Genomic DNA, 14876 nt, shown 5'->3' with positions numbered 1-14876 from the left:
GAAGGATTAAGATTCGCTATAAGAGAAGGCGGAAGAACTGTAGGTTCAGGCGTTGTTTCTTCAATAGTTGAGTAGTAATTACTATAGGACTGGGTTTCTAGACCTGGTCCTTTTAAAAGTACAAATATAAACGTAACAAAGTAGGTTTTTAATTTCGTTGACATATATATTAAGTTGTGATAAATTGTATAAGTAATGCATAATTTTAAGTAACAAAAAACGACAGATTGCTGTTTATATATACACATAGCCGGGAGGTGTAAATAATGAGAATTAAAGTAACATTAGCATGCACAGATTGCAAGCAAAGAAACTATAACACAATGAAAAACAAGAAAAATGATCCAGATAGATTAGAAATGAGAAAGTACTGCCCATTTTGCCATAAGCACACAGCTCACAAAGAAACAAAATAGTACAGAGGCATTTTATAAATTATTTTGAGGATGTGAATAAAATGGTTGCACAAAATAATGCAAAAAAAGTAAGCAAACCAGTAACGTCAGGAAATAGTTTTGTTAACTTTTTCAAAGAGTTAAAAGCAGAAGCTAAAAGAATTACTTGGGCCTCTAAAGATAACGTAAAAAAGGCAATAGCAACAGTTGTAACATTTTGCTTTATATATATGTTAGTAGTTGGATTGCTAGATTTTGGTTTCAAAAGTTTAGTTGGAGTAATCTTTAAATAAACGCAAAAGGAGGTAGGGGTCGAGATAAGATTCCCGTCCCTTAAGTTATGGCAGAGAGAGCTAGATGGTACGTAGTTCATACATATTCTGGTTATGAAAACAAGGTTAAAGCAAACCTTGAGAAAACCATAGAAAATAGAAATCTATACGATTGGATAGATGATGTTCAAGTTCCTATGGAGGAACAAGTTGAAATTAAAGATGGTAAGAAAAAAATATCATTAAAAAAAGTATTTCCAGGATATGTTTTAGTACACATGATAATGACTGATGACTCATGGTATGTAGTTAGAAATACTAGGGGTGTTACAGGGTTTGTAGGACCGGGATCAAAGCCAGTACCTCTTACTGATGATGAGGTTACAGCTATGGGAATAGTCGAAAAACCTGTTAACGTAGATATGGAAGTAGGAGAAAATATCAGAGTTAAATCTGGTCCTTTAGAAAACTTCCCAGCAGTTATTCAAGAAATAAATATTGAAAAAAGAAAAATAAAAGCGCTAGTTAACATGTTTGGCAGGGAAACACCTGTTGAACTTGATTTTAATCAAATAGAAAAACTAGATTAGTTTATAAGGCGAAGGCCTTAAATAGTGGGAGGGTTTTAGGCCCGTATAACCACATTATAGGAGGTGTAAATTCATGGCTAAAAAAGTAGTAGGAATGATTAAACTTCAACTTCCTGCAGGAAAAGCAACTCCAGCACCACCGGTTGGACCAGCACTTGGTCAACATGGTGTAAATATCATGGGATTCTGTAAAGAATTTAATGCTAAGACTGCTAATCAAGCAGGATTGATAATTCCAGTAGTAATTACTGTATATCAGGACAGATCTTTTAGTTTTATACTAAAGACTCCTCCAGCAGCAGTATTACTTAAGAAGGCAGCAGGAATAGAAAGTGGTTCTGGTGTTCCAAATAAGACTAAGGTTGCGAAAGTAACTAAAGATCAAGTTAGACAAATAGCAGAAACTAAGATGCCAGATCTAAATGCAGGATCAGTGGAAGCAGCTATGAGTATGGTTGCTGGAACAGCAAGAAGCATGGGTATAGTTGTTGAAGAATAGTTCACTAATATAGTGGGAGGTAAAAACCGTTAAAACCACAGAGGAGGATTAGTAATGGGAAAGAATTATATTGAAAGCGCTAAGCTTGTAGATAAAAGCGCTCTATACACACCAGCAGAAGCTATGGAACTTGCTGTAAAAACATCAAAAGCTAAATTTGATGAAACTGTAGAATTAGCTTTAAGACTTGGTGTTGACCCAAGACATGCAGACCAGCAGGTTAGAGGAGCTGTTGTACTTCCTAACGGAACTGGTAAGAAAGTTAGAGTTTTAGTTTTCGCTAAAGGCGAAAAGGTTAAAGAAGCAGAAGCTGCAGGTGCAGAATATGTAGGTGCAGAAGAGTATATTGATAAAATACAAAAAGAAAACTGGTTTGAGTTTGATGTAGTTGTTGCAACTCCAGATATGATGGGAGTAGTGGGAAGATTAGGTAGAGTATTAGGACCTAAAGGGCTAATGCCAAACCCAAAATCAGGTACAGTTACTTTCGATGTTGCTAGAGCAATAGCTGATATCAAAGCTGGTAAAGTTGAATATAGAGTAGATAAAACTGCTATAGTTCACGTTCCAATTGGAAAAAGATCTTTTGGAGCTGAAAAGCTAATAGAAAACTTCCATGCATTAATGGAAGCTGTTATAAAGGCTAAACCAGCAGCAGCTAAAGGTCAATACTTAAAATCCGTAGTAGTTTCAAGTACTATGGGACCTGGAATTAAAATAAATCCAACGAAAGTATTAGAATAATATTGACATAGGCAATTAAATTGTGTATAATTCTAAGGGTTGAATAAGTAAATATTCCGTAGACAGTAGGTGCGAAAGCGTAACGGCATTGCCAACCTACCGAGGGTTCCGATATAGTGATTATCATTGGTCTCTCTGCGTCTACGGGGAGACCTTTAATTTTATAACTACAGTTTAAACTGTGAGGAGGTGGACACACAGTGGGAAATAATAGACAATTAAAAGAAGCTAAAGTTACAGAAATAAGAGAAAAAATGGAAAAGGCTCAAGGTATTATTTTCGCTAAGTATCAAGGGTTAACTGTTGAAGAAGATACAAATCTTAGAAAAACTCTAAGAGAAGCTGGCGTGGAATATAAGGTTTATAAGAACACTTTAACTACATTAGCTGCTAAAGAATTAGGATTTGATGCAGTTGAAAGCATTCTTGAAGGACCTTTGTCAGTAGCATTTGGATATGAAGATCCAACTGCACCAGCAAGAATTCTTAATGATTTTGCAAAAACTCATAAGAAACTAGAACTAAAAGGTGGAATAGTTCAAGGAGAAATCTTTGATGCTGCTAAAGTTGAACAACTTGCTAATATACCACCAAAAGATGTTCTTATTGCAAAATTACTTGGAAGCTTCAAAGCTCCATTATCAAATTTAGCATACTTATTGAATGCAATTAAAGAAAAAAGAGAATCAGAAGAAGCATAAATTATAAAAAAGGAAATTTTGGAGGTGCCTAATAATGACTAGAGAAGAAATAATTCAAGCTATAAAAGAAATGAGCGTTTTAGAATTAAACGATTTAGTAAAAGCATGTGAAGAAGAATTTGGAGTAAGTGCAGCTGCTCCAGTTGCAGCAGCAGGAGTTGCTGCTCCAGGTGCTGCAGCAGCTGAAGAAAAGACTGAATTTGATGTAGTGTTAGCTAACGCTGGATCAGAAAAAATAAAAGTTATAAAAGCAGTTAGAGAGTTAACTGGATTAGGATTAAAGGAAGCTAAAGAATTAGTTGACGGAGCTCCTAAGACATTAAAAGAAGGCGTAAGCAAAGATGATGCAGAAGCTATAAAAGCTAAACTTGCTGAAGTTGGTGCTACTGTAGAAGTAAAATAGTTCTTTACTATAAAAGAAGAGGTACTTTTATAAAAGTACCTCTTCTTTTTTAAAAATTTACATTTAACATAATTTTTGTTGACAGTAGATTAGTATTATGATAATATAATAAATTGCATTGATTAGTTATGAAAAAATGTATGTTATAGCTTAGTTTCCATAAATTGAATTAATTATAGAAATTAGGTTATACTAACTTGATGGTAATGTAACAATCCAGAAACACATTCTATAGTGGTAGTGTTTTTGGTTATTTTTAGTTTATGCAAGGGGTGAAAGTCAATGGTACATCCTGTCCAGGTTGGTAAAAGAACGAGAATGAGCTTTTCCAGACTCAAAGAAGTAGGTGATATGCCTAACTTAATTGAGGTACAGCTAGATTCTTATGATTGGTTTCTAAAGGAAGGGCTACAAGAAGTATTTGATGACGTTAATCCTATTCAAGATTATACAGCAAATTTAAATTTAGAATTTGTTGGATACAAACTAGATATGGATAACATTAAATACTCCGTTGAAGAGTGCAAAGAAAGAGACGCTACTTATGCTGCTCCTTTAAAAGTAAAGGTTAGACTACTTAACAAGGAAACTGGTGAAGTAAAAGAGCAAGAAGTATTCATGGGAGATTTCCCTCTTATGACAGAACAGGGAACCTTTATCATTAATGGTGCTGAGAGAGTAATAGTTAGTCAATTAGTGAGATCACCAGGTGTATACTACGATATGACGGTTGACAAAACAGGTAAAAAGCTTTTCTCATCAACTGTTATACCAAATAGAGGTGCATGGCTAGAGTACGAAACAGACTCTAATGACATAATATATGTGAGAATTGACAAGACGAGAAAATTGCCAATAAGTATTCTTGTAAGGGCTTTAGGTTATGGCACAGATGCAGAAATTACAGAATACTTTGGAGATGAAGAAAGACTAAAGGCTACTGTTGAAAAAGATAATACTAAAACACGTGAAGAAGCATTGCTAGAGATATATAAAAGATTAAGACCAGGAGAACCACCGACAGTAGATAGCGCTCAGTCTCTTATTGAATCTTTATTCTTTGACCCTAAAAGATATGACTTATCAAGAGTTGGTAGATATAAATTTAATAAGAAATTAGCCTTACATCTTAGAATTGCTAATCAGATAGCAGCACAGGATGTAGTTAACCCTCAAACAGGTGAAATACTTGTTCAAAAAGGCGAGAAAATCGATAGAGAAAAAGCAGTAGAAATCCAAAATAATGGTGTAAATATAGTAGATATTAATGTTGAGGATAAGATAGTAAGAGTTATAGGAAATAATTTCGTAAATATACATAAACTTATAGATTTTAATATAGATGATTTAAATATAAGGGAACTAGTGCATTATCCTACACTTAAGGAAATACTAGATAACTATAGCGATGAAGATAGTATAAAAGAACAAATAAGAAAGAATATTCATGTTCTTATACCTAAGCACATCATAAGAGATGATGTATATGCTACTGTTAGCTATGAACTAGGATTGGCATATAACATTGGCCATACTGATGATATTGACCATCTTGGAAACAGAAGACTTAGATCAGTTGGTGAATTGCTTCAAAATCAATTTAGAATAGGTCTTTCAAGGATGGAAAGAGTAGTTAAGGAAAGAATGACTATTCAGGATCAAGAAATTATAACTCCACAGGCGTTAATTAATATAAGACCTGTAGCTGCTGCTATAAAAGAATTCTTTGGTAGCTCACAGCTTTCACAATTTATGGATCAAACTAATCCTTTATCGGAGCTTACTCATAAAAGAAGACTATCAGCTCTAGGACCTGGTGGACTTTCTAGAGAAAGAGCTGGCTTCGAAGTTAGAGACGTTCACCATTCACATTATGGAAGAATGTGCCCGATAGAAACACCAGAAGGTCCAAATATAGGTCTTATTAACTCCTTAGCTACTTATGCTAGAGTGAATGAATATGGATTTATTGAGACTCCATATAGAAGAATAGATAAGAAAACTGGTGTTGTCACAAGTGATATTGTATATCTAACTGCTGATGAGGAAGATGAATATTTGGTTGCTCAGGCTAATGAACCAATAGCAGAAGAAGGGCAATTTATAGATACTAAGATTACAGTAAGAAATAAAGAAGATGTAATAGTAGTACCTCGTGAAGATGTTGATCTAATGGATATATCTCCTAGACAAATAGTTTCAGTAGCTACAGCTATGATACCATTCTTAGAAAATGATGATGCCAGCCGTGCACTTATGGGATCTAACATGCAACGTCAGGCTGTTCCATTATTGAAACCACAAGCACCTGTTGTAGGTACAGGAATTGAATACAAAGCAGCAGTAGATTCGGGAGTACTTCCAAAATCAAAAAATGCAGGAACAGTTGTATATGTTGGTGCTAATGAGGTAAGAGTTAAAAGGGATAGTGATGGTGGCATTGACACATATAGACTTCTTAAGTTTAAGAGATCTAATCAAGGTACTTGCATAAATCAAAGACCTATTGTGTCAAAAGGCGAAAAAGTTAACAAAGGAACTGTGTTAGCAGATGGACCATCAACAGACCTTGGTGAAATAGCATTAGGTAAGAATATCAGAATGGGATTTATAACTTGGGAAGGGTATAACTACGAAGACGCTATGCTTATATCCGAAGAATTAGTTAAGAATGATGTGTTTACCTCAATTCATATAGAAGAATATGAAGCTGAAGCAAGAGATACTAAACTAGGACCAGAAGAAATAACAAGAGATATTCCAAATGTTGGTGAGGATGCATTAAAAGATATAGATGAAAGAGGAATAATACGAATAGGTGCAGAAGTAAGATCAGGAGATATACTGGTTGGAAAAGTTACCCCAAAAGGAGAGACTGAACTTACTGCAGAAGAAAGATTACTTAGAGCAATTTTTGGAGAAAAAGCTAGAGAAGTAAGAGATACTTCACTTAGAGTACCTCATGGTGAGGCAGGTATAATAGTTGACGTAAAAGTGTTTACAAGAGAAAATGGTGATGAGTTGCCTCCAGGTGTTAACAAGCTTGTTAGATGTTACATTGCTCAAAAGAGAAAGATATCAGTTGGAGATAAGATGGCAGGAAGACATGGTAATAAAGGGGTTATTTCCAGAGTATTACCTGAAGAAGATATGCCTTTCTTACCGGACGGAAGACCTCTTCAAATTTGTCTAAATCCACTAGGTGTTCCTTCACGTATGAATATAGGGCAGGTATTAGAAGTCCATCTAGGTTGGGCAGCTAGTGAATTAGGATGGCATATAGCAACACCTGTTTTTGATGGAGCTAGAGAAGAAGACATAGTAGAATGCTTAAGAAAAGCAGGGTATAAAGAACATGGTAAGACTGTTCTTTATGATGGAAGAACTGGAGAAGCCTTTGATAATCCAGTAACAGTTGGATATATGTATATATTAAAACTTGCTCACTTGGTTGATGATAAGATACATGCTAGATCTACTGGACCATATTCCTTAGTCACTCAACAGCCATTGGGTGGTAAAGCTCAATTTGGAGGACAGAGATTCGGGGAAATGGAAGTTTGGGCTCTAGAAGCTTATGGTGCTGCACATACTCTTCAAGAAATACTAACAGTTAAATCAGATGATGTTGTAGGAAGAGTTAAAACATATGAGGCGATTGTTAAAGGTGATAATATACCTGAACCTGGAGTGCCTGAATCATTCAAAGTTCTCATAAAAGAACTACAGGCTCTATGTTTAGATGTAAAAGTACTGAATGATGACAATGAAGAAATAAAGCTTAGAGAATCAGTTGAAGATGAAATTGAAGAATTAGGTGTTAACATAGAAGGAAATGAAGATTTCGTTCCACCGCCAGCACCTACTGATGATTATATAGAAAATGACGACAGCGATGAAGAACTAGATATGGATTATGAAGATTTATCTTTAGATGATCTTCAAGGCGAGCTCGAAATAGATGATTTTGGTGATGAACACTAGGAAGGGAGGATGTACCCTTGTTTGAATTAAATAATTTTGATGCGTTACAAATAGGATTGGCTTCACCTGAAAAAATTAGGGAATGGTCAAGAGGTGAGGTAAAAAAACCTGAAACTATAAACTACAGAACTTTAAAACCAGAAAGAGATGGATTATTCTGTGAGAGAATTTTTGGACCACAAAAGGACTGGGAATGTCACTGTGGAAAGTATAAAAGAATCAGATATAAAGGCATAGTTTGCGATAGATGTGGTGTTGAGGTTACAAAAGCTAAAGTAAGACGTGAGAGAATGGGCCATATAGAACTTGCAGCTCCAGTATCTCATATTTGGTATTTTAAAGGAATACCATCACGTATGGGACTTATATTAGATATGTCTCCAAGAGCACTTGAAAAAGTATTATATTTTGCTTCTTATGTAGTTCTAGACCCTAAAGAAACACCTCTTTTAAAGAAACAACTTTTAAATGAAAAAGAGTATAGAGAGGCTGTAGATAAGTACGGTGAGGAAAGCTTTGATGCAGGCATGGGAGCAGAATCTGTTAAAAGACTTCTCGAGGAAATAGAACTTGAACAGCTAGCAATAGAGTTGAAAGAAGATTTAAAGACTAGTACTGGTCAAAAGAAAGTTAGAATTATTAGAAGACTTGAGGTAGTTGAATCATTTAGAAAGTCAGGCAATAGACCCGAATGGATGATTATAGACGTAATACCAGTAATACCTCCAGATTTAAGACCTATGGTTCAGCTTGATGGAGGAAGATTTGCTACATCAGATTTAAATGACCTTTACAGAAGGGTTATAAATAGAAACAATAGACTTAAAAAGTTATTAGATTTAGGTGCTCCAGACATCATAGTTAGAAACGAAAAAAGAATGCTTCAAGAAGCAGTAGATGCACTTATAGATAACGGAAGAAGAGGAAGACCAGTAACAGGTCCAGGAAACAGACCTCTAAAATCATTATCAGACATGTTAAAAGGAAAGCAAGGAAGATTTAGACAAAATCTACTTGGAAAACGTGTTGATTACTCTGGACGTTCAGTTATAGTTGTTGGACCAGAACTTAAGATGTATCAATGCGGTCTTCCAAAAGAAATGGCACTTGAGCTATTTAAACCTTTTGTTATGAAAAAGCTAGTGGAAAGTGGAGTAGCCCATAATATTAAAAGTGCTAAGAGAATGGTAGAAAGAGTACAGACGCAAGTATGGGATGTACTTGAAGAAGTAATATCAGATCATCCAGTTCTCTTAAATCGTGCTCCTACGCTTCATAGGTTAGGAATTCAGGCATTCCAACCTGTACTTGTTGAAGGTAGAGCTATAAAACTTCATCCACTATCATGTACAGCTTACAATGCTGACTTCGATGGAGACCAAATGGCTGTCCATGTACCTTTGTCAGTTGAGGCTCAATCAGAAGCTAGATTTTTAATGCTGGCTGCACATAATATAATGAAACCATCTGATGGTAAACCTGTTGTTGTGCCTACACAGGATATGGTACTTGGATCTTACTATTTAACTATAGATAAAGAAGGCGTTAAAGGCGAAGGAAGAATGTTTTCTTCACCAGATGAAGTACTTATTGCTTATCAGCTTAATGAAATAGATATACATGCTAAGATAAAAGTTAAGATGACCAAAATTAAAGATGGTGAGCTAGTAAGCGGTATAATAGATACTACACCTGGTAAACTTATTTTCAATGAATCTATACCTCAAGATTTAGGATTCATTGATAGAAGTAAGCCTGAAAATGAATTTAAGTTAGAGGTTGATTTCCTCGTAACAAAGAAAAATCTTGGTAAAGTTATAGATAAATGCTATCTAAAACATGGCCCTACAGAAACATCAATAATGCTCGATAAAATAAAAGCAAAAGGGTACCACTATTCAAGCATAGGAGCTATAACAGTTTCTACGTCTGATATGGTAGTGCCTGAAGCTAAGAAGAGATTACTAGAAGAAGCTGATGCGGCTGTAGATAAGATTGAAAAAATGTATAGAAGAGGATTTATATCCGAAGATGAAAGATATGAAAGGGTTATAGAAAAATGGACTAAGACAACTGAAGATGTAGCTGACGAGCTTATGAATAATCTGGATAAGTTTAATCCAATATTCATGATGGCTGATTCAGGAGCCAGAGGTTCTAAGAGTCAGATTAAGCAGCTTGCAGGTATGAGAGGTCTTATGGCAAACCCTTCAGGTAAAATTATTGAGTTGCCAATAAGAGCTTCCTTCAGAGAAGGTCTTGACGTTCTAGAGTACTTTATATCTACTCACGGTGCTAGAAAAGGTAATGCGGATACAGCTTTAAAAACAGCTGACTCAGGATACCTAACAAGAAGGTTAGTTGATGTAAGTCAGGATGTTATTGTTAGAGAAGAAGATTGTGGAACGCATGATGGATACGAAGTTTCAGAAATAAAAGAAGGAAACGAAATAATAGAAAGTTTAGCAGAAAGACTTACAGGAAGATATTCTGCTGAAGATATTATTAATCCAGAAACAGGTGAACTTATAGCACCAAGAGATAGTTATATGGATGTAGATACTGCGGAAAAAGTTGAAAAAGCAGGTGTAAAAAAGATAAAAATAAGATCTGTATTTACTTGTAAGTCTAAGCATGGTGTATGTTCAAGATGTTATGGAATGAACATGGCTACTGCTCAAAAGATAAATATAGGTGAATCAGTTGGTATAATTGCTGCACAAAGTATAGGAGAACCTGGTACACAGCTTACAATGAGAACATTCCACACTGGTGGTGTTGCTGGAGCAGATATAACACAAGGTCTACCAAGAGTTGAAGAATTATTTGAAGCTAGAAAACCAAAAGGTCTTGCTATAGTAAGTGAAGTTTCTGGTACAGTTAAAATGGAGGAAACTAAAAAGAAAAGAACTATTTCTGTTATAACAGAAAATGGTGAAGAAGTGACCTATGATATTCCATTTGGATCAAGACTTAAAGTATCAAATGGAGATGTAATAGATGCCGGAGATGAAATAACAGAAGGATCAGTAAATCCACATGATGTAATAAGAATCAAGGGTGTTCTAGGAGTTAAAAATTACCTATTGTCAGAGGTTCAAAAGGTTTATAGGCTTCAGGGTGTTGATATAAATGATAAACATCTTGAAGTAGTAGTAAGACAGATGACAAGAAAAATAAAAATTGAAGAGTCTGGCGATACTGAATTGTTACCAGGAACTATGATAGATATTTTTGATTATGAAGAGGAAAATGCAAAAGTTGAAGCTCAGGGCGGAAGTCCAGCAGTGGGAAGAGTATCATTACTTGGTATTACAAAAGCAGCGCTAGCAACTGAATCATTCCTTTCAGCGGCTTCATTCCAAGAAACTACAAGAGTTCTTACAGATGCTGCAATCAAAGGAAAAGTAGATCCTCTATTAGGTCTAAAAGAAAATGTTATTATTGGAAAATTAATACCTGCAGGTACTGGTATGACAAGGTATAGATCAATTAAAATAAATACAGAAAAAGAGATTGAAGAAAGACAGTTAGATAATGCTACTGAAGCTTAACATTTAATTTATTGACATAATGGTGCTAAGGTGATACAATACACCTGTATGTTTAAGTAGAGACAAAGTTTAAACTTTGTCTCTATAGCACTGTAAGGGGGAATGGAGATAATGGTTTACAGGCTTGAAGGTAACAAGGTTGTTGGTGTTAAGCAGACAATTAAAGCTATAAAAAACGGAAATGTTAAATCTGTTTATGTAGCAAAGGATGCCGACGATAGGTTAATACAGTCAGTAAAGGTATTAGTTGATGAAAATTCCCTGGATATAGTATATATAAATACTATGAAGGAATTAGGAAAACTTTGTGGAATAGATGTTGGGGCTGCTACAGCTGCTATTTTAAATGAATAGTTTTCTAAACTAAAATAGCTTTCTGATAATATTTAACATAAATTAAACACTACAAGTTAAGTAATTAGTTTAGGATTAATACCTAAATTGATTTATAATCTCAAAGGAGGTGTAGATATGCCAACTATAAGCCAATTAGTAAGAAAAGGCAGAAAGACAATAGGTACAAAATCAACAGCACCAGCATTAAAGGAATGTCCTCAGAAGAGAGGAGTTTGTACAGTAGTAAAAACTACAACACCTAAAAAGCCAAACTCAGCATTAAGAAAAATTGCCAGAGTTAGACTAACAAATGGTTATGAAGTTACTGCTTACATTCCAGGCGTAGGACACAACTTACAAGAACACAGCGTTGTTCTAATAAGAGGTGGAAGAGTTAAAGACCTTCCAGGTGTAAGATACCACATCGTAAGAGGTGCGTTAGACTCAGCTGGAGTGGCTAACAGACTACAAAGTAGATCAAAGTATGGTGCTAAGAGACCAAAACAAAAATAGTTTTGGATTAAGTTGATTTAGAGTAATAGTGCTTGTCTTCAGCATTTAAATATAGATTTTATAAGTAATTTGCCGAAGTACAAAGCACTTTGCGGTTAAATATGTAATAAACATATAATAACTGAGTACCGATGAACTTAAATTAATATTGTTAAGGAGGGAAGAAAAGTGCCAAGAAAAGGACATATAGCTAAAAGAGATGTATTACCAGATCCAATGTACAACAGCAAAGTTGTTACTAAATTAATAAACAATGTAATGGAAGATGGAAAGAAGGGTGTAGCTCAAAAAGTATGCTACGACGCTTTTGAAATAATCCGTAACAAAACAAATAGGGAAGCAATAGAAGTATTTGAAGATGCAATGAACAACATAATGCCACTATTAGAAGTTAAAGCTAGAAGAATAGGTGGTGCAACATATCAGGTTCCTATCGAAGTTAGACCTGAGAGAAGACAGACTTTAGGAATAAGATGGCTTCTTGCTGCAGCTAGAAAAAGAGGAGAAAAATACATGAGAGAAAAGCTTGCAAACGAACTAATGGATGCAGCTAACAATACTGGTGCAGCAGTTAAGAAAAGAGAAGACACTCATAAAATGGCTGAAGCTAATAAGGCTTTTGCACACTATAGATATTAATATTCAAAACTGTTTTGGTTTTTCGCCGAAACAGTTTTGTCAAATTTAAAAATTAAACCATAGAGGAGGAATAAAAGTGAGCAGAGAATATCCATTAGAAAAATTCCGTAATATAGGAATAATGGCCCACATTGATGCGGGTAAGACTACGACTACTGAACGTATACTTTTCTATACGGGAAGGACTCATAAAATTGGTGAAGTTCACGAAGGTCAGGCTACTATGGACTGGATGGTTCAAGAGCAAGAAAGAGGTATTACAATAACTTCTGCAGCGACTTTCTGCCAATGGAAAGGTTATGCGATAAATATAATAGATACACCAGGACACGTGGATTTTACTGTAGAAGTTGAAAGATCCTTAAGAGTTCTAGACGGTGCAGTTACTGTTTTAGATGCAAAAAGTGGTGTTGAACCGCAAACTGAAACAGTATGGAGACAGGCAGATAACTATAAAGTTCCAAGAATGGTTTATGTAAACAAAATGGACTCTACTGGTGCTGATTTCTATATGTGTGTAAATATGTTAAGAGAAAGATTACACTGTAATGCAGTTCCTATTCAACTTCCAATAGGAGCAGAAGACCAATTCCAGGGAATAGTAGACCTTGTAAAAAATGAGGCTATAATATATGAAGATGACTTAGGAACAGTTATGGATTCAGTTGAAATTCCAGCTGAATTAAAAGATAAAGCTGCAGAATACAGAACAGCTTTAATGGAAGCAGTAGCTGAGCAAGATGAAGAGTTAATGATGAAATATCTTGACGGAGAAGAGTTAACTGAAGAAGAAATAGTAGCTGCACTTAGAAAAGGTGTAGTATCAAATACAATAATACCTGTTGTATGTGGTTCATCATATAAAAACAAAGGGGTACAGCCAATGATCGATGCTGTAGTTGCATACATGCCATCACCATTAGATATACCACCAATTCAAGGATCAAATCCTGATACAGGTGCAGAAGATGAAAGACCAGCTGACGATAACGCGCCTTTATCTGCACTAGCATTTAAGATTGCTACGGATCCGTTTGTAGGAAAACTAGCTTTCACAAGAATATACTCAGGTATAATGAAAAGTGGTAGCTACGTATTAAACTCAACTAAGGGTAAGAAAGAAAGAATAGGTAGACTTGTTAAGATGCACTCAAATTCCAGACAAGAAGTTGATGAACTTCGTGCAGGGGATTTAGGAGCTGTAATAGGATTAAAAGAAACTACTACAGGTAATACACTTTGTGATGAGGCGAATCCAATTATACTTGAAAGTATGGAATTCCCAGAACCAGTTATAGATGTTGCTATAGAACCAAAGACTAAAGCTGGTCAAGAAAAAATGGGTATAGCTTTAGCTAAACTTGCTGAAGAAGACCCAACATTTAGAACATTTACTAATCAAGAAACTGGCCAGATAATTATTTCTGGTATGGGTGAGCTTCACCTTGAAATAATTGTAGATAGACTTCAAAGAGAATTTAAGGTTGAATGTAACGTTGGTAAGCCACAAGTTGCATACAAAGAAACTATCAGAAAAGCTGTTAAAGCTGAAGGTAAGTTTGTTAGACAGTCTGGTGGACGTGGTCAATATGGTCACTGTTGGATAGAAATGGAACCAACAGACGGAGAATATGTATTTGAAAATGCTATCGTTGGAGGAGCTATTCCAAAAGAATATATCGGACCAATCGATAATGGTATTCAAGAAGCTTCAGACAGCGGTGTAGTTGCAGGATATCCAGTTATCAACTTTAAGGTTAGACTTGTTGATGGATCATACCATGATGTTGACTCATCAGAAATGGCCTTCAAGATTGCAGGTTCTATGGCATTTAAAAATGCTATGGCAAAAGCAGACCCAGTTTTACTTGAACCTATGATGAAAGTTGAAGTTATAATACCAGAAGAATACATGGGAGATGTAATGGGCGATATCAACTCAAGAAGAGGTAGAATAGAAGGTATGGATCCAAGAGCAGGTGCTCAAGTTATAAGAGCTTTCGTTCCACTTTCAGAAATGTTTGGTTACGCAACTGTGTTAAGATCAAGAACACAAGGTAGAGGAGTTTACTCAATGGTATTTGATCACTATGAAGATGTACCTAAGAGTATTCAAGAACAAGTTACAGGAAGCAAAAACGCTTAGTTTTATTAAATAAAAGTTAGTCATTTAGAGGAGGAATAAAAAATGTCAAAAGAAAAATTTGAGAGAAATAAGCCACACGTAAACATAGGAACAATAGGAC

At 35.2% G+C, this 14876-nt stretch carries 13 protein-coding genes, 1 pseudogene and 1 other annotated feature; all 14 genes and pseudogenes read left to right on the top strand.

Going from position 1 to position 14876, the window contains the following annotated elements:
- A pseudogene (locus HGI79_RS20860) lies at positions 1-75 on the top strand (elongation factor Tu); the annotation flags it as partial.
- Between the two features lie 191 nt (positions 76-266).
- Complete coding sequence (gene rpmG, locus HGI79_RS20855) at positions 267-416, top strand: 50S ribosomal protein L33 (RefSeq protein ID WP_178909736.1); 150 nt, start codon at positions 267-269, stop codon at positions 414-416.
- A gap of 41 nt (positions 417-457) precedes the next feature.
- Positions 458-688, top strand: a complete 231-nt coding sequence (gene secE, locus HGI79_RS20850; protein WP_185652596.1) for a preprotein translocase subunit SecE — start codon at positions 458-460, stop codon at positions 686-688.
- A 47-nt stretch (positions 689-735) separates the two neighbouring features.
- A complete protein-coding gene (gene nusG / locus HGI79_RS20845; RefSeq protein ID WP_185652595.1) occupies positions 736-1257 on the top strand; it encodes a transcription termination/antitermination protein NusG in 522 nt (173 codons plus the stop codon).
- A 73-nt stretch (positions 1258-1330) separates the two neighbouring features.
- Positions 1331-1756, top strand: coding sequence for a 50S ribosomal protein L11 (gene rplK, locus HGI79_RS20840; RefSeq protein ID WP_185652594.1), 426 nt, complete (start codon positions 1331-1333; stop codon positions 1754-1756).
- A gap of 54 nt (positions 1757-1810) precedes the next feature.
- Entirely contained in the window at positions 1811-2500 is a 690-nt protein-coding gene (gene rplA / locus HGI79_RS20835; RefSeq protein WP_185652593.1) for a 50S ribosomal protein L1, read from the top strand.
- Positions 2501-2538: 38 nt separating this feature from the next.
- Positions 2539-2669 (top strand) — a sequence feature (ribosomal protein L10 leader region).
- A 31-nt stretch (positions 2670-2700) separates the two neighbouring features.
- Positions 2701-3201: a 50S ribosomal protein L10 gene (gene rplJ, locus HGI79_RS20830; RefSeq protein WP_185652592.1), complete on the top strand. Its 501-nt coding sequence runs from the start codon at positions 2701-2703 to the stop codon at positions 3199-3201.
- 34 nt (positions 3202-3235) lie between these two features.
- Positions 3236-3604 carry a 50S ribosomal protein L7/L12 gene (gene rplL / locus HGI79_RS20825; RefSeq protein ID WP_185652591.1) on the top strand — a complete coding sequence of 123 codons (369 nt, stop codon included), beginning with the start codon at positions 3236-3238 and terminating at the stop codon, positions 3602-3604.
- Between the two features lie 282 nt (positions 3605-3886).
- Entirely contained in the window at positions 3887-7588 is a 3702-nt protein-coding gene (rpoB, locus tag HGI79_RS20820) for a DNA-directed RNA polymerase subunit beta (protein ID WP_185652590.1), read from the top strand.
- A gap of 17 nt (positions 7589-7605) precedes the next feature.
- A complete protein-coding gene (gene rpoC, locus HGI79_RS20815) occupies positions 7606-11142 on the top strand; it encodes a DNA-directed RNA polymerase subunit beta' (RefSeq protein ID WP_185652589.1) in 3537 nt (1178 codons plus the stop codon).
- 111 nt (positions 11143-11253) lie between these two features.
- A complete protein-coding gene (locus tag HGI79_RS20810) occupies positions 11254-11496 on the top strand; it encodes a ribosomal L7Ae/L30e/S12e/Gadd45 family protein (RefSeq protein ID WP_185652588.1) in 243 nt (80 codons plus the stop codon).
- Between the two features lie 117 nt (positions 11497-11613).
- Positions 11614-11991 carry a 30S ribosomal protein S12 gene (gene rpsL, locus HGI79_RS20805; RefSeq protein ID WP_185652587.1) on the top strand — a complete coding sequence of 126 codons (378 nt, stop codon included), beginning with the start codon at positions 11614-11616 and terminating at the stop codon, positions 11989-11991.
- Between the two features lie 168 nt (positions 11992-12159).
- Complete coding sequence (gene rpsG / locus HGI79_RS20800) at positions 12160-12630, top strand: 30S ribosomal protein S7 (protein WP_185652586.1); 471 nt, start codon at positions 12160-12162, stop codon at positions 12628-12630.
- A gap of 76 nt (positions 12631-12706) precedes the next feature.
- Positions 12707-14776, top strand: coding sequence for an elongation factor G (gene fusA, locus HGI79_RS20795; RefSeq protein WP_185652585.1), 2070 nt, complete (start codon positions 12707-12709; stop codon positions 14774-14776).
- Positions 14777-14876: the final 100 nt, after the last annotated feature.

It is taken from the genome of Clostridium sp. DJ247, assembly GCF_014231265.1.
The sequence above is the reverse complement of the archived record's forward strand: the minus strand, read 5'-3'. Positions and strand labels throughout refer to the sequence as shown.

Coding starts and splice junctions, on each gene's coding strand:
- rpmG (WP_178909736.1), top strand. CDS start 267: ATGAGAATTAAAGTAACATTAGCATGCACAGATTGCAAGCAAAGAAAC.
- secE (WP_185652596.1), top strand. CDS start 458: ATGGTTGCACAAAATAATGCAAAAAAAGTAAGCAAACCAGTAACGTCA.
- nusG (WP_185652595.1), top strand. CDS start 736: ATGGCAGAGAGAGCTAGATGGTACGTAGTTCATACATATTCTGGTTAT.
- rplK (WP_185652594.1), top strand. CDS start 1,331: ATGGCTAAAAAAGTAGTAGGAATGATTAAACTTCAACTTCCTGCAGGA.
- rplA (WP_185652593.1), top strand. CDS start 1,811: ATGGGAAAGAATTATATTGAAAGCGCTAAGCTTGTAGATAAAAGCGCT.
- rplL (WP_185652591.1), top strand. CDS start 3,236: ATGACTAGAGAAGAAATAATTCAAGCTATAAAAGAAATGAGCGTTTTA.
- rpoB (WP_185652590.1), top strand. CDS start 3,887: ATGGTACATCCTGTCCAGGTTGGTAAAAGAACGAGAATGAGCTTTTCC.
- HGI79_RS20810 (WP_185652588.1), top strand. CDS start 11,254: ATGGTTTACAGGCTTGAAGGTAACAAGGTTGTTGGTGTTAAGCAGACA.
- rpsL (WP_185652587.1), top strand. CDS start 11,614: ATGCCAACTATAAGCCAATTAGTAAGAAAAGGCAGAAAGACAATAGGT.